This window comes from Kushneria sinocarnis (assembly GCF_003633775.1).
Classification (GTDB): Bacteria; Pseudomonadota; Gammaproteobacteria; order Pseudomonadales; family Halomonadaceae; genus Kushneria; species Kushneria sinocarnis.
In genome coordinates, this window is the sequence record NZ_RBIN01000002.1 from 230,193 (window position 1) to 250,877 (window position 20,685).

The 20,685-nt window shown below is 67.4% G+C and carries 17 protein-coding genes; 8 read left to right on the top strand and 9 right to left on the bottom strand.

Annotated elements, in window-relative coordinates:
- The first annotated feature begins 55 nt into the window (after window positions 1-55).
- Both C7446_RS03630 and C7446_RS03635 read left to right on the top strand, forming a co-directional pair.
- On the top strand, window positions 56-949 hold the full coding sequence (locus C7446_RS03630) for a CYTH domain-containing protein (protein WP_121171370.1): 894 nt from the start codon (window positions 56-58) through the stop codon (window positions 947-949).
- A gap of 54 nt (window positions 950-1,003) precedes the next feature.
- Window positions 1,004-2,002: an ion transporter gene (locus C7446_RS03635; protein WP_121171372.1), complete on the top strand. Its 999-nt coding sequence runs from the start codon at window positions 1,004-1,006 to the stop codon at window positions 2,000-2,002.
- A 34-nt stretch (window positions 2,003-2,036) separates the two neighbouring features.
- Here the strand turns inward: C7446_RS03635 and C7446_RS03640 are convergent, their stop codons facing one another.
- Both C7446_RS03640 and C7446_RS03645 read right to left on the bottom strand, forming a co-directional pair.
- Complete coding sequence (locus C7446_RS03640; RefSeq protein WP_121171374.1) at window positions 2,037-2,657, bottom strand: L-threonylcarbamoyladenylate synthase; 621 nt, start codon at window positions 2,655-2,657, stop codon at window positions 2,037-2,039.
- Entirely contained in the window at window positions 2,654-3,634 is a 981-nt protein-coding gene (locus C7446_RS03645) for a PHP domain-containing protein (RefSeq protein ID WP_121171798.1), read from the bottom strand. Before C7446_RS03645 ends, C7446_RS03640 begins: the two co-directional genes overlap by 4 nt.
- A gap of 104 nt (window positions 3,635-3,738) precedes the next feature.
- Between C7446_RS03645 and C7446_RS03650 the strand changes: the two genes are divergently transcribed.
- From C7446_RS03650 to mnmC, 3 genes are all read left to right on the top strand, one after another.
- A complete protein-coding gene (locus C7446_RS03650) occupies window positions 3,739-4,329 on the top strand; it encodes a septation protein A (protein ID WP_121171376.1) in 591 nt (196 codons plus the stop codon).
- Window positions 4,326-4,625: a YciI family protein gene (locus C7446_RS03655; RefSeq protein WP_121171378.1), complete on the top strand. Its 300-nt coding sequence runs from the start codon at window positions 4,326-4,328 to the stop codon at window positions 4,623-4,625. The genes C7446_RS03650 and C7446_RS03655 overlap by 4 nt, the downstream gene beginning before the upstream one ends.
- A gap of 215 nt (window positions 4,626-4,840) precedes the next feature.
- Window positions 4,841-6,868, top strand: coding sequence for a bifunctional tRNA (5-methylaminomethyl-2-thiouridine)(34)-methyltransferase MnmC2/FAD-dependent 5-carboxymethylaminomethyl-2-thiouridine(34) oxidoreductase MnmC1 (gene mnmC, locus C7446_RS03660; RefSeq protein WP_147408720.1), 2,028 nt, complete (start codon window positions 4,841-4,843; stop codon window positions 6,866-6,868).
- Here mnmC and C7446_RS03665 read toward each other — a convergent pair whose 3' ends face one another.
- Together C7446_RS03665 and C7446_RS03670 are read right to left on the bottom strand one after the other, a co-directional pair.
- Window positions 6,869-7,600: a response regulator gene (locus tag C7446_RS03665; RefSeq protein ID WP_121171382.1), complete on the bottom strand. Its 732-nt coding sequence runs from the start codon at window positions 7,598-7,600 to the stop codon at window positions 6,869-6,871.
- A 61-nt stretch (window positions 7,601-7,661) separates the two neighbouring features.
- On the bottom strand, window positions 7,662-9,254 hold the full coding sequence (locus tag C7446_RS03670; protein WP_121171384.1) for an ATP-binding protein: 1,593 nt from the start codon (window positions 9,252-9,254) through the stop codon (window positions 7,662-7,664).
- Between the two features lie 277 nt (window positions 9,255-9,531).
- Here C7446_RS03670 and C7446_RS03675 point away from each other — a divergent pair, with 277 nt between their 5' ends.
- The gene (locus C7446_RS03675; protein WP_121171386.1) at window positions 9,532-10,848 is read left to right on the top strand and encodes a 2-hydroxycarboxylate transporter family protein; all 1,317 of its coding nucleotides are present in this window, start codon (window positions 9,532-9,534) and stop codon (window positions 10,846-10,848) included.
- A gap of 96 nt (window positions 10,849-10,944) precedes the next feature.
- On the opposite strand, the gene C7446_RS03680 is transcribed toward C7446_RS03675, so the two are convergent.
- The 5 genes from C7446_RS03680 to smc all read right to left on the bottom strand — a co-directional run bounded on the left by C7446_RS03680 (window position 10,945) and on the right by smc (window position 19,042).
- Window positions 10,945-11,208: a hypothetical protein gene (locus tag C7446_RS03680; RefSeq protein ID WP_147408721.1), complete on the bottom strand. Its 264-nt coding sequence runs from the start codon at window positions 11,206-11,208 to the stop codon at window positions 10,945-10,947.
- A 122-nt stretch (window positions 11,209-11,330) separates the two neighbouring features.
- Entirely contained in the window at window positions 11,331-11,606 is a 276-nt protein-coding gene (locus C7446_RS03685; protein ID WP_121171388.1) for a YheU family protein, read from the bottom strand.
- The gene (gene ligA / locus C7446_RS03690) at window positions 11,599-13,659 is read right to left on the bottom strand and encodes an NAD-dependent DNA ligase LigA (protein ID WP_121171392.1); all 2,061 of its coding nucleotides are present in this window, start codon (window positions 13,657-13,659) and stop codon (window positions 11,599-11,601) included. The genes C7446_RS03685 and ligA overlap by 8 nt, the downstream gene beginning before the upstream one ends.
- Before the next feature lie 175 nt (window positions 13,660-13,834).
- Complete coding sequence (locus C7446_RS03695; protein ID WP_245977650.1) at window positions 13,835-15,331, bottom strand: cell division protein ZipA C-terminal FtsZ-binding domain-containing protein; 1,497 nt, start codon at window positions 15,329-15,331, stop codon at window positions 13,835-13,837.
- Between the two features lie 210 nt (window positions 15,332-15,541).
- Entirely contained in the window at window positions 15,542-19,042 is a 3,501-nt protein-coding gene (gene smc, locus C7446_RS03700; protein ID WP_121171394.1) for a chromosome segregation protein SMC, read from the bottom strand.
- A 491-nt stretch (window positions 19,043-19,533) separates the two neighbouring features.
- Between smc and C7446_RS03705 the strand changes: the two genes are divergently transcribed.
- Together C7446_RS03705 and C7446_RS03710 are read left to right on the top strand one after the other, a co-directional pair.
- The gene (locus C7446_RS03705; protein ID WP_121171396.1) at window positions 19,534-20,013 is read left to right on the top strand and encodes a LexA family protein; all 480 of its coding nucleotides are present in this window, start codon (window positions 19,534-19,536) and stop codon (window positions 20,011-20,013) included.
- Window positions 20,014-20,029: 16 nt separating this feature from the next.
- Complete coding sequence (locus C7446_RS03710) at window positions 20,030-20,656, top strand: IMPACT family protein (RefSeq protein ID WP_245977652.1); 627 nt, start codon at window positions 20,030-20,032, stop codon at window positions 20,654-20,656.
- Window positions 20,657-20,685: the final 29 nt, after the last annotated feature.

The window sequence follows — 20,685 nt, forward strand, 5'->3', positions numbered from 1 at the left end:
GTGTGGCCTTCGTCATGAAAAATTAACCTTTATTGTCCGCGATGATCGAATTGACATGTTGAATACCGACTCTCCCCGGGAGATCGAGCTCAAGCTCGCCCTGGGCCCCGAGGCCGAACGGCTGCTGCCTGCCCACCCTCGCCTGGCCGGCCGGACCGCCCGCATTCATCAGCTGACCAATACCTATTTCGATACCCCCGACCGCGATCTGGAGCAGGCCCGGGTGGCCCTGCGCCTGCGCCGTGACGGCGATCGGGTGGTACAGACGGTCAAGACCGCCGGCCAGGGCCACGGCGGCCTGCACGCACGCGGCGAGTGGGAGTGGCCGCTCGACGGGGAGACGCTCGATACCGACGGCCTTGCCCGGCTCGGGCTGCCCGTGTTCGAGCAGGCCTCGGTACGCGAGGCCCTGGTGCCGGTCTATCGGACCGACTTCGAACGCCGGACCTGGCAGCTGTCGCTGGATGCAGACAACAGCGTCGAAGTGGCCTTCGATCGCGGCGAAATCCTTGCCGGCGAGCACCGTACGCCCATCTACGAGCTCGAGCTGGAGCTGCACGGCAGTGACCCCGCCCTGCTCTGGCAGCTCGCCGAAGCGCTGGCCGAATCGGTACCGCTGCGGCCGGCCAATACCAGCAAGGCCGAGCGCGCCGTTGCCCTGCGCGAGCAGCGCTGGCCGCTGCCGGAGTGCGCCCTCGACACGCCCGATCACTGCGTCGAGCGCGCCTTTACCGCCCTTGATGCGTGGCACGACACCGGTGAAACCCGCTATCTCTTCACCGCTCGCCGGGCCTTCGACTCGCTGACCCGTCATGACGATCCGATCCTGACGGGGCTGGCCGCGCGACTGGCCGACCGGCTCAACCGGCCAGCATGGCTGGACAGCACCTTCGGCACGCTCTCGCTGACCCTGCTGGCCCACCTGCGGCAAACGGCCCCAGCCGGCTGACCCATTCCGCCTGCCCCGATCTCGGGGCGGCCCCTGCCCCCCCGGGAGAATGTCGTGACCGACTCATCCGAACCGGAACACCGCACGCTGCGTGCCCGGCTCTTCCAGATCATCTTCGAATCGGATACGCCGCTGGCCAAGGGCTTCGATCTGGCCCTGATTGCCGCCATCCTGATCAGCGTGCTGGTGGTAATGCTCGACAGCGTTCCCCACCTCAACGCCCGCTATGGCTTCTGGTTTGCCGTCATCGAATGGACCTTTACCGGGCTGTTCACGCTCGAGTACCTGCTGCGCCTGTACTGCCTCGACCGTCCGCTGCGCTACGCTCGCGGCGTCTACGGCATCATCGACCTGCTCAGCATCCTGCCCTCCTGGCTGTCGCTGGTGATCCCGGGCGGACAGTCCCTGCTGGTGGTGCGCATACTGCGCATCATGCGGCTGTTCCGGGTCCTGCGGCTGATGGAGTTCGTCGGCGAGGGCAACATGCTGCTGGAAGCGCTCAAGCGCAGCCGGCAGAAGATCCTGGTCTTTCTGATCACGGTGATGGCGCTGGTCACCATCTTCGGCGCCATCCTCTACCTGATCGAGCCGCACGAGGCCGGCTTTACCAGCATTCCCCGCTCGATGTACTGGGCCATCGTCACGCTGACGACCGTGGGCTATGGCGATATCACCCCGGTCACGCCCGTCGGCCAGATCATCTCCGCGCTGATGATGATCATCGGCTATTCGATCCTGGCCGTGCCCACCGGGGTCTTCTCCGCCGAGGTGATGCGTTCGATCCGCCGCGAGCGCTACTCCGAGGAGGCCTGCCCGGGCTGCGGTCATGAAGGTCACGAACGCGATGCGAAGTACTGTCGGCTGTGCGGCACCTGGCTCGACGAGGACAGCGAGGATCCTCACCGCGAGGAGCAGGAGAAGGAGCGGGCGTCACTGGAGCAGGAAAGCGAGCGGCTTCGCGAGGAGAGCGAAACGCTGAAGCAGGAGCGCCGGGCACTCGAGCAGGCGCGGCGTGACGAGCACCATAACGGCGGGGATGACCCCAGCTCCTGAGCCGTCTCCGGCCCCGGCGAACCGGGGCCGGCGCTCAGCGGAACGGCGCGGTGTCGCCGCGCCCCTCGCGCACGATCTGCGGTGGCAGCTCGCGCAGATCCACCACCGTGGTGGGCTCGAGATGACAGGCGCCGCCATCGATGACGGCATCGAGATGGGCGCCGAAGCGCTCCCGGATTTCCTCGGCGTCAGTCATCGGCCACTCCTCGCCGGCCGGAATCAGCGTCACGCTCATCAGCGGCGCCTCGCAGGCTTCCAGCAGCGCGCGGGCAATGGGGTGATCCGGCACCCGCACGCCGATCGAGCGACGCTTGGGGTGCAGCAGCAGGCGCGGCACCTCGTTGGTGGCATTGAGGATGAAGGTATAGGGGCCCGGTGTGTACGCCTTGAGCAGGCGAAAGACGGCGTTATCGACCCTGGCATAGGTACCGATCGCGGAGAGGTCGGGGCAGACCAGGGTGAAGTTGTGGCGATCATCGAGCGAACGCAGCCACTTGATGCGCTCGATCGCCTTCTTCTCTCCCAGTGAACACCCCAGCGCATAGCCGGAATCGGTGGGATAGGCAATCACGCCGCCGTTGCGCACGATCTCCAGCGCCTGCTGGATCAGCCGTTTCTGCGGCGTTTCGGGATGAATCCGGAAAAACTGACTCATGACACGCTCCCCGTGGTTGGCAGTGAGGCAGGGGCCGAACGGGTCGCATGCCCGCTCAGCCGCGGATGCTGCCAGATCGGCACGACATTACCGGTCGGCAGCGGACCCAGGGTGCCGGGTGCCAGCGCCCCGCCCTCGTAGTGAAAGTCGCTGCCCAGCGAGGCATACAGGCCGCGTCGCTCGAGCAGCCCGGCCAGATCGTAGGTGCGCTGTTCGTTCTGATAGCCGCTGACCAGTTCGGCGCCCTCGCCGCCGGCGGCGGTGAAGTCATCGAGCAGCTGGGTCAGCTTGCGTCGGGTCAGCCGGTAGCGCAGCGGGTGCGCGAGCACCGCCACCCCGCCATCGCGCACGATCCAGTCGACCACGACCGCCAGCTCCGGCCAGTGGGTCTTGACATCGCCCGGTCGCCCGGCGCCCAGGTAGCGCTTGAAGGCTGCCGGCAGGTCGGGCACCAGCCCGGCCGTCACCAGGGCCCGGGCGAAATCGGGCCGCCCCAGCGGGCGGTCGCTGCCGGCCTCCTCCCGGGCCCGTTCGAAGGCCTGCGCAAGCCCGGCCCGCTCCAGCCGGCGTGCGATCTCCACCGCCCGCTGGTGGCGTGCCTCGCTCAACTGCGCCAGCCCGTCGGCCAGCACCGCCCCGGGTGCCGCGGGCAGCAGCGCCACGACATGAATCCCGATACCGCGCCAGCGGCATGACAGCTCGGCACCGGGCAGTAGCGTCATGTCCAGGCTCCGCGCCGTCTGCTGCGCCTCGGCAAGCCCGGCTACGGTGTCATGATCGGTGACCGCCACGGTGTGCAGCCCGCGACGGTGACACAGGTGCAGCAGCGCATCCGGCGAGAGTCGGCCATCGGAGGCGGTGGAGTGCAGATGCAGATCGATGCCGGTTGCATCATGAAAACGGGCGGGCAGCGAGCCCGAGGCATCACCGGTGGCGGACTGAGCACCGGCTGAATTGGAAGCAGCGGTTGGCGGCATCGGCATGACGCGGGTGAGCGTCTTTGTCAGAATGAAGCCTTCATGGTGCGCGCTGCCCCGTTCGCGGTCAACGCTCGCACCGCCCGTTCTGCTGGAGCCCGTGCATGAAGATGCTCATCGATTTCCTGCCGATTGCGGTGTTCTTTATCGTCTACCAGTGGACAAAGGACATCGTGATCAGCACCGCGGTCCTCATTCCGGCCACCATCGTCCAGGTGCTGTTCACCTGGTGGCGCTATCGCAAGGTGGAGCGCATGCACCTGGTCACCCTGGCCCTGGTGATCCTGCTGGGCGGCGCGACCGTGCTGATGGGGGATGGCGCCTTCATCAAGTGGAAGCCGACCGTAGTCAACTGGCTGTTTGCCGCCGGTTTCCTGCTGTCGCCGCTGATCGGCGGCAAGCCGCTGATCCAGCGCATGATGGAAAAGAACCTCAGCCTGCCCCGGCCGGTCTGGATGCGCCTCAACCTGGCCTGGGTCGGCTTCTTCATTGTCATGGGCGCGGTCAACGTCTTCGTGTTCATGAACTTCAGTGAGGAGATCTGGGTCGACTTCAAGCTGTTCGGCATGCTCGGACTGACCCTGCTCTTCATCGTGATCCAGGGCGTCTACCTGGCACGCCACCTGCCCCGCGATGGCGGCAGTGGCCCTCCGGGCGATCAGCGCCCCTCATCCCGCAAGGAAGACCAGTCATGATCTACGCCATCTACAGCACCGATGTGGAAAACTCCACTCCCCTGCGTCAGCAGGCCCGGCCCGAGCACCTGGCCCGCCTCGAGCAGCTGCGCGACGAGGGCCGGCTGGTGCTGGCCGGTCCGCTGCCGGCCGTGGACAGCAATGACCCCGGCGACGCCGGCTTCACCGGCAGCCTGGTGGTCGCCGAGTTCGAATCGCTGGAAGCCGCACAGCAGTGGGCGGATGCCGATCCCTACGTCGCCGCCGGCGTCTACGCCGAAGTCACCGTCAAGCCGTTCAGGCGGGTACTGCCCTGACGCCCGCCGGGTCCGGCCGGCCGAAGCCGGTCGGGCCGGGCCGACCGAACGGCCCTGTTGAAAATCGCCCGCCGGTTACTCACAGCTGCTGTGGATAATCCTGTGAAATGCGCGCGAACATATCGGCACAGCCGTGATGAATCGGCCACCGCCCGAAACTGGTCATTTTTTATACAGTCTCGTGAAATCCTTCCTGCATGTGATGACCTGCCAACGTGACCGACAGCACTGACAGCGCCCGCCATGACGGGCCTTACGGGCGCATGGGGCTGACGCCGGCCCGACTCGAGTGGCGCGACCGGGCCCCCTTCGACATCGACTTCGAGGATGTCTACTTCTCCCGGGAGGGCGGCCGCGAAGAGACCCATCATGTCTTTATCCACCACAACGCGCTGGCCGAACGGTTTGCCCGCTGGTCCGGTGAGCGGCCCTTCGTGATCGGCGAGACGGGCTTCGGCAGCGGGCTCAACGTGCTGAGTGCCTATCACTGCTTTCTGGCCCACGCCCCGCCCGAGGCGCGACTGCATGTGGTCTCGGTGGAGAAGCACCCCTTCACGGCCGAGGCCCTGCACCAGGCGCTGTCGGTCTGGCCATCGCTCGGCGAGGCGGTGGACAGCCTGCTGCGGCAGTGGCCGGCACCGGTGAGGGGGGTGCACCGGCTGATGCTCGATGAGCGGGTGACCCTCGACCTGCATTTCGGCGAAGCCCTCGAGATGCTGGCCACGCTCGATGGGCGGGTGGATGCCTGGTTTCTGGATGGCTTTGCGCCGGGCAGGAATCCCGACATGTGGCAACCGGTGCTGTTCGAAGCGCTGGCCGCGGCCAGCCGCCCCGGTGCCACGCTGGCCACCTTCACCTGCGCCGGCGAGGTCCGTCGCGGGCTCGCGGCAGCCGGGTTCGCGTGTCGCAAGGTGCCCGGCTTCGGGCGCAAGCGCGAAATGCTCACGGCGCACCTGGCCCCGACGCCCGGCCACGACGCCCCGGTCGAGCCGGCGCGCGCCACCACGCCCTGGTTTCAGCCACCGCCACCCGCCCGCGCCGAGGCGCCGATCGCCGTCATCGGCGCCGGCCTGGCCGGCACCACCGTGGCGCATGCGCTGGCCCGTCGCGGGCGCCGGGTAACCGTCTTCGACCCGCAGCCTGCCGGCCAGGGCGCCTCGGGCAATCGCCAGGGCGCACTCTATATCCGGGTGGCCGCCGAAACCAACGTCCAGAGCCGCTTCTACCTTGCGGCGCTGCAGTATGCGACCCGCTTTCTGGAGCGGCTCGATCCTCATCACACCCTGTGGCAACCCTGTGGGCTGCTGCAGCTGGCCGGCTCCGCACGCGAGGACGAGCGCCAGCGACGCTGCATCGACGCCTTCAACCTGCCCGACACGCTGCTGGAGCGGGTCGATCGCTCGCGCGCCGAGGCGCTTGCCGGGGTGTCGCTGGCAGACAGCGTGCGCAGCGCGCTCTACTACCCCGCTGCCGGCTGGGCCGCCCCCGGCGAGCTGTGCCGCACGCTGATGACCACACCGGGCATACAGCAGCGCCACAACCGGGTGACCGCCCTCACCCCGGGGGGCGCCGGCTGGCAGCTTGCGCTGGATGATGGCGCCACGGCCGAGTATGACCAGGTCGTGCTCGCCTGCGCCGACCGGCTGGATGAATTCATTTCGCCCGAATGGCTGCCGATCCAGCACATTCGCGGTCAGGTCAGCGAATTCACCCTCGAGCGTAACGCTCCGGTCGCTACGCCGCGCTGCGTGGTCTGCGCCGACGGCTATACGCCACCGCCGCATCACGGCATCCAGAGCATCGGTGCCAGTTTCGCACCGCATGACCGGGAGATGGCCCCTCGCGAGGCGGATCACGGCCATAATCTCGCCCGGCTCGCCGCCGCCCTGCCGGAGCTCGCCCGCCAGCTGCAGCCGCTGGCACCCCGGGCCCGGGTGGGCATTCGCTGCGCCACGCCCGACAAGTCGCCGTGGATCGGCCCGATCCCCGATGGCGAGCGCTGGCAGCACGACTACGCCCTGCTGCGCCATGACGCCACGCGGGTCCCGGCCATCCCGGGAGCGTACCTGCCGGGGCTGTGGACGAGTGCCGGTCACGGCTCGCGGGGTCTGGTGAGTGCGCCGCTGGCCGCCGAGCTGCTGGCATCCCGGCTGTGTGACGAGCCGATGCCGCTGGAGCGCGGGCTGGTCGACCACGTGCATCCGGGGCGCCGGCTGATCCGCGACCTGATCCGCAATCGCTGATCAGCGTTCGAAGGCGCTGCGCTCGGCAAGCAGCTGGCGCAGCGCCTCGGGATCGAGCCGACGATAGGCAAAGGAAGGCCGGCCGACCTGGCCGTAGGCGAAGGATTCGCTGAGCAGGCTGCGTCCGGCGAGATACTTGAGGTACTTGCGGATCGACACCCGCGACATGCCGGCGGTTTCGGCCAGCGTCTCGGTGGAAAACTCATCGCTCTCCAGACTCAGGATGGCCGCCACCACCTGGCGCAGGGTATGCAGGGTCAGCCCCTTGGGCAGCCCGCCACTGCGCCCGGAGGCGGCGCTGCCCTCGGCACGGAACAGCGCATCCAGCGAGCGCTGATCGACCTCGCCGGAGAGCTCCTCCAGCGTGCGCCGACGCTGGCGACAGGTTTCCAGCGCCTCGCGAAAGCGCCGGAACTCGAACGGCTTGACCAGATAGTCGGTCACCCCCAGCCGACGCGCCTCGCGCACCGTTTCGGGCTCCGAGGCGGCAGTGATCAGTACGATCTCGACCTCCAGCTCGCGCTCGCGCAGCCAGCTGACGAGCTCCAGCCCGCTGCGCGGGCCGAGATAGATGTCCAGCAGCACCACATCGACCGGCTCGCGCTCGAGAACCACCCGCGCCGTGGTCACGTCACTGCAGCGCCCGGCCAGCTGCATGCCGTCCAGCCGCGCCAGATAGTCGATATTGAGTTTCATGACCATGGGGTCATCTTCAACGATCAGTACCCGCATACCTTCCGTCCATCCGGGTGCCGCCCTTGGCGGCACCGACTGCCCTTTTTGAACTGCGGCCTCAGCCCCCGCCCGTGGGATAGGGAAAGGTGAGCTCCACCAGTGTGCCCTCACCCGGGGAGGAGTAGATGGCCACCTCGCCCGCGGCGGACTCGATCTGGTCGCGCACCAGGCTCAGCCCCAGCCCCCGCTGCTCGCCCCGGGTGGAGAAGCCCTGCTCGAAGATGCGCTGTCGGGTGGCCTCCTCCATGCCGGCGCCGTTGTCCTGGATGGCGAGCGACAGGGTGTCGTCCTCCAGCACCATGCTCAGCGCCACCGTGGGTGATGCGCGACCCGCCAGCGCCTCGAAGGCGTTTTCCAGCACATTGCCGATGATACTCACCAGCGCATGCACCGTCGCACTGTCGGCGGCGGCCGGGATCGTTCCCTCGGCCGCCAGCGTCAGGGTAATGCGACACTCGCGCGCCTCGCTCTGCTTGCCCAGCAGAAAGCCGGCCAGCACCGGCTCGCGCACCCGTTCGACCACCGACGCCGATGCGGCGTGACGATGCTCGACCAGTTCGTGCAGGTAGTGCCGCAGCGCCGCCAGATCACCCAGCTGGGCCAGCCCCTGGATTACATGCAGCTTGTTCTTGAACTCGTGGGTACTGGCGCGCAGTGCCTCGGCATAGCGCCGCACCCCGGTCAGCTCCTCGGCCAGCCCCTGAAGTTCGCCGCTGTCGCGGAAGGTCATCACCATCCCGACCTGACGGCGGTCACGATGCATCGGCCGATGGCTGCCGAGAAAGGAGACCCCGCCCAGTCGCAGCCGGACGTCGACCCCGGATTCCCCCTCGAGACTCTCCTCCCAGGGCGGCTCGAGCTGTTGGCCGGGCTCGATCGGCGCCGCCCCGGCATCGGCCAGCAGCCGGTGCGCCGCCGGATTGACCAGACTCACCCGGCGCTCGCCATCCATGGCGATGACCCCCTCGTGCATGGCATCGAGCATGGCGCGGCGTTCGGCCACCAGCCGGGCGATGTCATCCGGCTCCATGTCGAGCAGGCGGCGCTTGATGGTGCGCGCCAGCCAGGCGGCGCCACCGCCTCCCAGCAGCAGGATCAGCCCCAGCCAGACCAGCAGCTGCTGACGCGAGGAAGCCCTGAGCGGAGCCAGCCGGGACTGGGTCACCCCCACCGAGACGGCGCCGATCACCTCGCCCCCGGGGCCGCGCACCGGCGCAAAGCCGCGGATGCTGGCACCCAGGGTGCCGCGCGCGGTCGAGACGTAACGCTCGCCGGCCAGCGCCCGGTGCTCGTCATCACCGCGAAAGTGCTGGCCGATCCGCCCGGGATCGGGATGGGTCAGCCGCAGCGCCTGTGGCGTCATGACCACGATGAAATCCACCCCCAGCCGCTTTCGCAGCCCCTCCATGTGCCGTTGCAGCGACGAGTCGTCGGAAAAGGCGGGCGCGCCGGCCAGCGCCCGCTGCACCTCACCGCCGGCGGCCAGGGTGGTCGCCAGGTTCTCCACCCGCTCGCCCTGCAGGCGCCGTGCGGTATCCCACAGCTGGTCACTGAACAGCCACCAGGCGAGCAGCAGCGAGGCTGCGATCATCGAAAACGACAGCAGCGCGGCCAGCACCCCGAGCCGCATGCGCTTGCGGCGCAGCCTCATGCCCGCCCCCGTGAACAGGCTGAGACCTTGGTGGTATTCCCACCCGGGCAGACGTTGTGGTGGCTGACAATCATTCGATTTCTTTAATTACAAAACACTTTGTCAATTTATCCAATCCTGTTCCCGACCCGCCGATTCCTTATCCTCGCCGACGTGCGCCAGTCCGCGAGCCCGGCCATGGTCGCGATCGGCCGGCAGTCGCGGTGCACACCCTCATTTCAATAACTGTGGTTCATCCTCGGCCCGCTCGTTCGGCCGGAATGCAGGAGAGATCGTGATGAGCGATTCGTCGACTCACGCTGCGTACAGCACGCAGCATACCGCTAGCGGCGGTCTGGCCTCGACCCGAATCTTCGGCCTGCCGCTGCCCCTGTTTGCCATCGCCGTCGGGGTACTGATCGTCTCGATGGTGACCGACACCCTGCCGACCGGCATGATCGGTGCACTGCTGATCATGATGCTGCTGGGGGAACTGCTGGGCTTCATCGGCGACCGGCTGCCGATCATTCGCAGCTATCTCGGCGGCGGCGCCATCCTGGCGATCTTCGGCGCCGCCACGCTGGTTTACATCAACTGGCTGCCCCAGTCGGTGGTGGATAACGTGACCGGCTTCATGAAGGGCGGCGGCTTTCTCAACTTTTACATCGCCGCGCTGATCACCGGCAGCATTCTCGGCATGGATTCAAAGGTGCTGGTCAAGGTCGGTGCCCGTTTCGCCCTGCCGCTGATCTGTGCGGTGCTGTTTGCCTGCCTGTTCGCCATCGCCGTCGGCTGGCTGCTGGGCTTTTCGGTACAGGACGCCGTGGTGGTCATCACCCTGCCGATCATGGGCGGCGGCATGGGCGCCGGCGCGGTGCCGATGAGCCAGATCTACGAGCAGCTGCTGGGCCAGCCCGCCAGCTACTATATCTCGATTCTGGTGCCGGCCCTGGCGCTGGGCAACGTCTTTGCCATCATCATCGGCGGGCTGCTCAACGGGCTCGGCAAGCGTGCCCCGAAGCTCACCGGCAACGGTCAGATGATGCCGGGCGTGGAGATCGACGATCGCGAATCGACGCCGGAAATCAGCCGGCTGGGCATCGGCCTGGTCGCGGCCCTGACCTTTTTCGTCAGCGGGCAGATCATCGGCAGCGTGATTCCGCTGCACCCCTACGCGCTGATGATCATTCTGGTCGCGCTGGTCAAGATCCTCGGCCTGCTGCCGGATTCGCTCAACGAGTCCGCCGCCCAGTGGTTCCGCTTCGTGGCGCGCAACTGGACCTTCGCCCTGCTGTTCGGCATCGGCATCGCCTATACCGACCTGGGCCAGGTCATCGAGGCCATCTCGATCACCTATGTACTGATCGTGTTTGCGGTGGTGGCCGGTGCGGCCTTCGGCGCCGGCCTGGTCGGCAGGCTGGTCGGCTTCTATCCGATCGAGTCGGCGATTACCGCCGGGCTCTGCATGGCCAACATGGGAGGCACCGGTGACGTGGCCGTGCTCTCGGCCGCCGGACGCATGCAGCTGATGCCGTTTGCCCAGATCTCCTCGAGGCTGGGGGGCGCACTGATCCTGCTGATCTCGAGTTTGATGGTGCCGGTGCTGTTCGCCTGATGGCGACCTGTGCCTTCATGGCATGAACGCAAAAGGCTCGCCGGTACATCCGGCGGGCCTTTTTCATGAGGGAGCCGCCATCGGGCGGCGGCCCCTTCAGCAGTTCAGCAGGTTGACCAGGGTAATCCGCGAGGCGCCGGCAGGATCGACCTGCAGCTGACAGCCTTCACGGTCGCGCGTCACGATCAGGTCCGAGCTGCCGCAGTCATCCTGGATGTAGTACTGACAGCGGCCCGTCTCGATTTCGCGGATGGCCTGGGTGGCGGTGACCAGCACCCAGCCGGTGGAGAAGTTGCAGAGCCGGGTAATGCGGCCCCGGGGATCGCAGCCGGTAGCCATGACTCGGCGGTAATGCATCATGAAACTCGCATTGCCGGAACGGAGAACGGATGGCGTCGCATGCCCGGGCAGCCGGACACTAACGTTCAGTTACATGACCAGACTAACGGAGCGCGCGCAGGCCCTTCAACCACGACCGCCGGTTACCCACCCTCCTCCTCGTCATCGGCCAGCTGACGGCCGAAGCCCTGCCACTGTTCGAGCGTCATGACCTCGGTGAACTCGGTCTGCAGGTCATGGACGATCAGCAGTTCGCCGCGATCCAGCTGGTGCCGGACACTGTCGATCCAGCCCCGCTCGCCCTCTTCGGTGTCGGTGGTGTCATAGCCCTGGCGGGTCACGAACTCCGCCAGCAGGCGCTCCAGGGTATCCGCCGGCAGCATGCGCGCCGGCACCTCGATAAACCGTCCCTCACTCATCGTGCGTCTCCCCGGGCATCCCGCCCTGCTCCAGCTGTTCGAGCCGGGCCAGGAAACCCTCCTCGTCGAAAATCGTCAGCGCAAGCTCACGTGCCCGTTCCAGCTTGCTGCCGGCCCCGGGGCCGGCGACCACGGCATGGGTCTTTTTCGAGACGCTGCCGCTGACCTTCGCGCCCAGCGCCGCCAGCCGGGACTTCGCCTCGTCGCGGGTCATCGCCTCGAGCGTGCCGGTCAGCACCCAGGTCTCTCCGGTCAGCGGACGGGGGCGTTCGGCCACCTCGACCTCTTCCCAGGTCACCCCCATCCGGCGCAGGTCGTCGATGATCTCGCGGTTGTGCTGCTCGGCGAAGAAGGCGTGGAGGTGCGCCGCGACGACCGGGCCGATATCCGGCACTGCGGTCAGCGCCGCCTCGTCGGCCGCCATCAGGCGCTCGAGGGTGCCGAAATGTGTTGCCAGTGCCCCGGCAGTGGCCTCGCCGACCTCGGGAATGCCCAGCGCAAAGATGAACCGCGCCAGAGTGGTCTGCCGGGCGCGTTCGAGGGCATTGACCAGGTTGGTGGCGGATTTCTCTGCCACGCGCGGCAGCTCGCTGAGACGCGTCACCTCGAGCCGGAACAGGTCGGCCGGCGTCTTCACCCATTCCAGCTCCACCAGCTGATCGATCAGCTTGTCGCCCAGCCCGTCGATGTCGAGTGCGCGCCGGCTGGCGAAGTGCTTGAGGGCCTCCTTGCGCTGGGCGGCACAGAAGAGCCCACCACTGCAGATGGCATCGACCTCGCCTTCGGCGCGCTCGACCCGCGAGCCGCAGACCGGGCATTCGGCCGGCATGTCGATCGCCCGGGTCCGCGTCGGGCGCTGTTCGATGATCACCTGCACGATCTGGGGAATGACATCGCCGGCACGCCGCACGATCACGGTATCGCCGATACGGGCGTCGAGCCGGGCGATTTCGTCCATGTTGTGCAGCGAGGCATTGGCGACCGTGACGCCGGCCACCTGCACCGGCTCGAGCTCGGCCACCGGCGTCAGGCGCCCGGTCCGGCCGACCTGAAAGCGCACATCATTGATGGTGGTGGTCTGCTCCTGGGCGGGGAACTTGAACGCCATCGCCCAGCGCGGTGCACGCGAGACGAAGCCCAGCTCCCGCTGACTGCGGTAGTCATCCACCTTCATCACCGCGCCGTCGATGTCGTAATCAAGTGATTCGCGCTTCTCGCCCAGCCGCTGACAGAAATCGATCAGGCCCTCGGCGCCGGTCACCACTTCCATCGCCGGGCTGGTACGAAAACCGAAGTGACGCAGGCCATCCATCTGCGCCGAATGAGTGGCCTGCCAGCGCTCGTCGTCGATGCGGGCCACCTGATAGGCGCAGAACTCCAGCGGCCGGGAGGCCGCAATCCCCGGGTCGAGCTGGCGCACGCTGCCGGCGGCGGCGTTGCGCGGATTGGCGAACACCTTGCCGCCGCTTTCGCGCGCGCGCTCGTTGAGACGCTCGAAACCGGAGTGCGAGATATAGACCTCGCCGCGAACTTCAAGCAGCTCGGGCGGCTGCTCGCCACGCAGGCGCAGCGGGATCGACTTCAGGGTGCGCACGTTGGCGGTGATGCCCTCGCCGGTACGACCATCGCCGCGGGTCGCCCCCTGCACCAGCACGCCCTGCTCGTAGATCAGCGATACCGCCAGGCCGTCGAGCTTGGGCTCGCAGCAGAAGTCGATCGCTTCCGGATCGCGCTCGAGCCGTTCGGCCACCCGCCGGGCAAAGGCCCGGACCTCGTCATGGTCGAAGGCGTTGTCCAGCGACAGCATCGCCACCGCGTGGCGCACCTCGGCAAAGCCCTCGGCCGGCTGCGCCCCGACCCGCCGGGTGGGCGAATCCGGAGTCACCAGCTCGGGATGCGCGGCCTCGATCTCCTGCAGCCGACGCAGCATGCGGTCATAGTCGGCGTCAGGGATGGTCGGCGCATCCTCGACGTAATAGTGATAGTTGGCCTCTTCCAGCTCGCGTCGCAGCCGGGCAGCTTCGCGGGCCGGGTCATCGTCACGCTGGCTCATCGGCATCCTGTTGATTGATCACACCGGGCCCGCATTATAGGCAATCGCGCCGCCGGCTACATCGGGCCAGGTCATTCGGCGCGCGGCCGTGGCAGTCCTGCCTCACATGCAAAAGGGGCCCTGATGGGCCCCTTGAAGATGCTTCGATACCGCAACGCGGTAAAATGGCGGAGGCTCAGTGCGCCTGTCGGTGGAGCCGCCAGCGACGTTCGAAATCGCGCACCCGCTGGCGGGCAAACTCGATGGTCTGTGCCGTCATCACGCTGCGGTTTTCGTCCTTGAGCTCACCACCGAGATTGCGCACCAGTACCATGGCGGTTTCCACCATCGCCTCGAAGGCCATGGGCGCATCCTCGGCGCCGGGCAGCGGCATCAGGAAGGTCACGCTCGGCAGGGTGCCATCATCCATGTCCTCCAGATCGAAGGTCCCCGGCTTGAGGCTGTTGATCATGGAGAACTGCAGACCGCTGTCGGCGGCTTCGGCCTCGAACCGGTGGAATACCCCCATTTCCTCGCAGTAGCGCAGCCCGCAGGCAAGCACCAGCTGCAGCAGATCGGGACGATTGAAGCCCTCCTCGTCACGCGCATTGACGCTGATGACAATCACCTCTTCGGCATCCGCCAGCGCATTGCGGGCCCGGCCCGGCGAGACATGATGCCGACGGGCACGCTCCACGGCAGGATGACGGGCCACACCGCGCGGTGGCTCGAAATCGTCCTCCATTCCGTACGGCTCGTCATCCTGCGGCAGATCACGGGCCTCGTCGTCATGTGCAAATGACCACTGCGGGGATTCCTGCTCCGCAGAAGGCGTCTCATCCTGTCGCGGCCGCTCGTGACCGGACTGACGGGCGGGCGCCTGACGGCGTTCGCTCTTCTCCTCGCGGCCGGCATCCCGCCGGCGCGTGGCGTCCTCGCGCTGCTGCGACTGCTGGGCCCGACGCTGATCAAGCGCATCGATCTGCGACTGCGCCCAGTCACGCAGTCCGGCCAGCGGGCGCCGGCGCGGACCCTCGTTCCGATCGTCATCGTACTCGTCCTCGTACTCGAACGATTCGTCACGACGCTCCGAACGGAAATCATCGGGCTCTGCTACCGGCTCGTCACGCGGCGCACGCCGAGCCCGGCTGTCGCGGGTCAGCGGCGGGCTGTCGGGATCATCCAGCGGATCGACCATGTCATCATCATCGCGACTGGCGGCAAGCCGCGGCCCGCGCGGCTCGTCGTCGAACTCCCACGCCTCTTCCCGCCCGCGGTCACGTTCATCACGTTCGCGGAACCGGGGGGCGTCGCGTTCGTCCCGTGCCGGGGACTCACCCCGCGCCTGCCAGCGCTCTTCCATGCGACGATTGTGCGCCTGCCAGCGGGGATCACGCCGATCGGCAGGCTCGAACGCCTCATCCTCCCCGGCTCCCGCACGGGAGTAATGGTCGTCATCGTGCTCATCACGCGTGGGCTGTACCACCCGGGAACCGCCGTTGGGGAGCTCCCAGCTGACCTGCTCCTCACGACGGATATCCTCGGGATCCTTGGGCGGATCTTCGGGATCGATATCCCGGGAGATATCGAGGCGCAGGCCGCGACGCTGGCGCTGCAGACGCCGCACACCATCAACGATGATGATGGTCACCAGTACCAGCCCCAGGATGATGAGCCATTCACGTAATTCCATGGACCTTGCCTGTCTCTTGTATATGGGCGCCACGCCGTCCGTCGCATGGCCCGATCAATCCGAATGCACCAGAAACACCCCGCCGAGGCCCGGTGGGGTGCCGTCGACATTATCAATTATCCCCGGACCCTCGGGCTATGCCAAGTTGGTAACGTCATTTAAGCCGGGATGCAAGCACTTCGGAGCGGAGTTCAAAGCATTCGGGCATCTTCAGGCATCAGCAAGTGCCGCGGCCTCTTCCACCCCGACCGAGACCAGCCGCGAGACGCCGGGTTCCTGCATGGTGACGCCCATCAGCCGATCACCGGCCTCCATGGCCAGCCGGTTGTGGGTGATATAGATGAACTGCACGCTCTCCGACATCTCCCGCACCAGCTTCGCATAGCGGCCGACATTGGCATCATCGAGCGGCGCATCGACCTCGTCGAGCATGCAGAACGGCGCCGGATTGAGCCGGAAGATGGCGAACACCAGCGAGAGCGCCGTCAGCGCCTTCTCGCCACCGGAGAGCAGATGGATGGTGGTGTTCTTCTTGCCCGGCGGCCGCGCCATGATCGCCACCCCGGTATCGAGCAGATCCTCGCCGGTCATCGTCAGCCAGGCCGCGCCGCCACCGAACACCCGGGGAAAGAGTTCACCGAAGCCGGCGTTGACGTCATCGAAGGTCTGGCGGAAACGGCTGCGCGTCTCGCCGTCGATCTTGCGAATCGCCCGTTCGAGGGTTTCCAGCGCCTCGGTCAGCTCGCGATGCTGCCCCTCGATGTAGTCGCGCCGCTCGGCCTGCTGATCGTACTCCTCGATCGCAGCTAGGTTGATCGCCCCCAGCCGCCGGATCTTCTCGCCGACCGACTCCAGCTCCTGCTGCCAGGTCGACTCCTCGGCACTCTCCGCCAGACCGGCGGCAAGCGCCTCGGGATCGTGCTCCTGCTCCTGCAGCTGCTCGAACTGGGCATCGGCCTTGAGCGAGAGGGCCTGCACATCCATCCGGCGCTGTTCGAGCTGCCCTCGCAGCTCCTCGATGCGCCGCTCGTGGCCCTGGCGTCCGCTCTCGAGCTGACGCATGCGCTCCGAGAGCTCACTGGCTTCGTCACGCCGCTCGTTGAGCGCCTGCTCCTCCCGGGCCCGACGCTCCAGATACTCGTCGAGCTGACCCTTCATCTCCTCGATCGGCTCGATGCCCTCTTCCCGCTGCGCCACCAGCAGTTCGCGCTTCTCCTCGAGCCGGGCGCGCTGGTCACCGGCCCGGTTGCGCTGCGACTCGATCCCTTCCCGCTCGGTCACCAGACGCTGGCGTTCCATGTCGAGCTGGTTGAGCGTCTCGCGCTGAGGTGTCAGCTGGCGTGACAGTGCCTCCCACTGCTCGCGGGTATCGCGCCGGCGGGCATCGAGCTGCTCACGCTGATCGGCATTGTCCTCGACCGTCGCCATGGCCTCGCTGTGGGTCATGCGCGCCTGCTCGAACTCCTCGCGGCGCTCTTCCAGCGTGCCGGTCAGCGTTTCGCGCTCCTCCACCAGCTCCCGGCGGCGCGCCTCGACATGCTCCAGCCGACTGGCCAGCTGCCCCTCGCGCGCCATCAGTGGCTGACGCTGGCTTTCGAGCTCGCGCTGACGCTGATGCAGGGTCTCCAGCGCCTCGCCGGCAGCCGTACGGCGCTGGCGCGCCTCATCCAGACGCTCGTCGATGCCCGCCAGCTGTTCATCGAGCTCGGCCAGCTCGGTATCGAGCGCATCGCGCCGCTGACGATTGGCAATCACGCTGTCGTGGCGCTCGCCGCCGGCGTGACGCAGTGCCCAGTGCCGCCCCAGCCAGAGGCCATCCGGGGTCAGCACGCTCTCGCCCGGCGCCAGCTCGGCACGCCGGGCCAGGGCTTCATCATGGCTCGACGCCAGCCGGATGCGGCCCAGCCACTCATCCAGGGCCGGGGCACCGCGCACGCATTCGGCCAGGGTACCGGGCGGCGGCGCATCGCGGCTGTCCGTCTCTTCCACCAGCCTCAGCTCACCGCCGGGTAGTGCGACGAGCGGCGCAAGCGAGGCGCCGGACGTCACCGTGCGCGCTGCCAGCCAGGGGGCCAGCACCCGATCGGCCGCAGCCGCCCAGTGCTCATCGACCTCGAGCTGCTCGCCCAGTACCGGCCGGCCATCGAGCTCATGTTCCTGAAGGTGGTGCGTCAGCGTCTCGTCATCACTCTCCAGTGCTGCCCGGATCAGCGCCTCCAGCGAGGCGCGTTCGCCTTCCAGGGTATGGCGGCGCGCCCGGCTGCGCTCACGCTCGGCGCTCGCCGTCTCGATCGCCTGCTCCGCCTCGTCCTGCCGCTCACGCTCGGTCTGGCGCTCACGCTCGACTTCCTCGCGCTGCTCATCCAGCTCGGCCAGCTGCTCGCGGCATTCGCCACGTTCGCTCTCCAGCTCGCGCGCCTCGGGCAGTTCCGCCAGCCGACTGTCGTTGCGGGCGATCTGATCGGTCAGCTCGCCAATGGCGCGTTCCAGCCGCTGGACCTCGCCCTGGGCCCGCTCGGCGGCAAAGCGTGCCTCGCGGTCCTGTTCATCGAAGCTCTGCCAGGCCTGCTGGGCGTTCTGGCGGACCTCGTCGGCCTCCTCGAGCTGCGCCTCCAGCGTTTCCAGGGTTTGCGCGGCCTCTGCCCGTTCGGGGTCGAGCTCGGCCAGCCGCTCGCCCAGCCGGGTCATGCGCTGCTCGTCATCACTGCCCAGCCGGTCGATCTCGGCGATATCGCGCACCACCGAGTCGATATCGCTGCCGAGCTGACGCTCGCGGGCGCGGGCCGCTTCGAGCTGCTGTTCGAGCCGGGCAATCTCGGCGCCGGTGTCATAGAAGGCACGCTGGTGCTGATCCAGCGTCTCGCTCATGGCGTCGTGATCCTGACGCGCCTGCTCGAGCTGGTTCTCGCTCTCGCGCAGACTCAACAGCTCCCGCTCGATGCCGGTCTCGAGCTCGCTGACCCGGGCCTCCTGCTCGCGCTGCTGCGTGCGCAGCGCATTGCCGCGCATCAGCGCCAGCTCGCCGCGCAGCCGATATTCGCGCTCCTTGAGATCGCGATAGCGGCGCGCCGCATCGGCCTGACGCTTGAGGCGTTCGAGCTGGCGGTCCAGCTCCTCGCGCAGGTCATCGAGCCGCTCCAGATTCTCCTGGGTGCGCCGCATGCGGTTTTCGGTCTCGCGCCGGCGCTCCTTGTAGCGCGAAATGCCGGCGGCCTCCTCGAAGGTGGCGCGCAGCTCCTCGGGTCGCGCCTCGATCAGCCGCGAGATCATGCCCTGACCGATGATGGCGTAGGAGCGTGGCCCCAGCCCGGTCCCCAGAAACAGATCGGAGATATCGCGCCGGCGACACTTCTGGCCGTTGAAGAAGTACTGGGACTGACCGTCGCGGGTCACCACCCGGCGTACCGCAATCTCGGCATAGCCGGCATAGGGGCCGCCGAGCTTGCCGGCGCTGTTGTCGAAGACCAGTTCGATCGAGGCCTGACCGACCGGCTTGCGGCCGGTCGAGCCGTTGAAGATGACATCCGCCATCGATTCGCCGCGCAGGTATTTGGCCGAAGACTCCCCCATGACCCAGCGCACGGCATCAATGACGTTGGACTTGCCGCAACCGTTGGGACCGACAATCGCCGTCATGTTGGCCTCGAAAGGCACCGTGACCGGGTCGACGAACGACTTGAAACCGGCCAGCTTGATCGATGTCAGGCGCATGCGCGTCCCGTTTCCCCTGCTCTCTGCATGATTCCCGTTCCCGGCACCCGGCTGCTGCGCCGGGCAAGGCGCCCTGACTTTCCCCGCTGTTGCCGATGGCGTCAAGCAGCAGTTGAGCCGAACCTGATTCCGACGGGCACGCCCCGAGGTGACAGCGCATTCGGACAGGGGCCCGGCTTGCGATAGCCTGCATTCCGGCAGGGCGAGCCATCATGTCAGTCAGCAGCTCTCGATGACTCGCGCCCGGTCCGATCGGTCCGTTCATCGACGAGCAGCTGGTGGGGCATTACGAGCGCATGACCGGCGGCCATCACGCAGCCCTGCCCGAGCGGCGGCCCCTGTGCTTTTACATTCCACCGGCCGGGTGCGGCTGCTATGATGCCGAATCGGAGTTCCTGCCATCGTCAGGGAGTGCGACGATGGCCCATACGAGGCATGCGCCTCGTCGATCATCCGCAGGATGCCCCGTTTTCGTCTCAGGGAGTTACTGCATGTCGTACGCCGAATCGCATTTTCTGCACCGCCGCCCCAACATTCCCCTGACCGACGACGCCTGGGAGGAGATCGACGCCAGCGACCTGGTGGGCATTCCCCTGCTGGGTACGGTCGCGGCCGGGCTGCCGATGGAGGCCTGCCACGACGACGCAACGGTTCGCATCCCCTCGCGCATGGTGCGTCGCAACACCTATGCCCTGCGGGTGCGTGGCGAGTCGATGATCGACTGCAACATTCATGATGGTGACATCATCATCATCGAACGCTTCGAGTCCGCCGAGAACGGCGAAACGGCCGTGGTCCTGATCAACAATCAGGAGGTGACGCTCAAGCGGCTCTACATCGATAAATCCGGTGTTCGGCTGGAGCCGGCCAATCGCGAAATGGCTCCGATCCATCTGAAAAACGATGATGTCCAGGTGCTCGGGCTGGTGATGGGCGTGGCGCGTCAGCCGGCCCCGGGCCGCGCCGCCTGAACCCGGGTGATCCCCCTTGCGCTATCGCACCCCCGCCATCACCACTGACCACTGCCACATGGCAGAGCTCGAGGTGCAGAAGAGCCGCTTCATCGGCTGGTGCGCGGCCGCCGAAACCCCCGACGATGCCCGCCGGCTCCTCGAACTGGCCCGTTGCCATCACCCCGATGCCAGTCATCACTGTCTCGCCTTCATCGCCGGCCCGCCCGGCGAACAACAGGCCATCGGTTTTGCCGATGACGGCGAACCCGGCGGCACGGCCGGTCGACCGATGTATCAGGTGCTCGAAGGCAGCGGACTGGGCCGGATTGCCTGCGTGGTCATCCGCTATTTCGGCGGGATCAAACTGGGCACCGGCGGTCTGGCGCGGGCCTACTCCCGGACGGTCGCCCACACCCTGACCGACCTGCCCACCCGCCTGCAGGTGCCCCGTCGCGAGCTTCGGGTCGAGGTCGATTTCGCTGATGAGCATCGACTGCGTGGCTGGCTGGGCGAACGCGAGGGTGACATCGTGCAGGCCGATTATGGTGCCGACGGCGTTACCCTGGTCGTGGCCTGGCCGGAGGATGGGGATGACGACTTCAGCGCGCTGGCCTCCCACCTGGGCGGGCGTCTGGTCCTGCACGACCCCGCCGCGACCTGAACCGGCAGCCCCCGGCCCCTTCCCGAGCC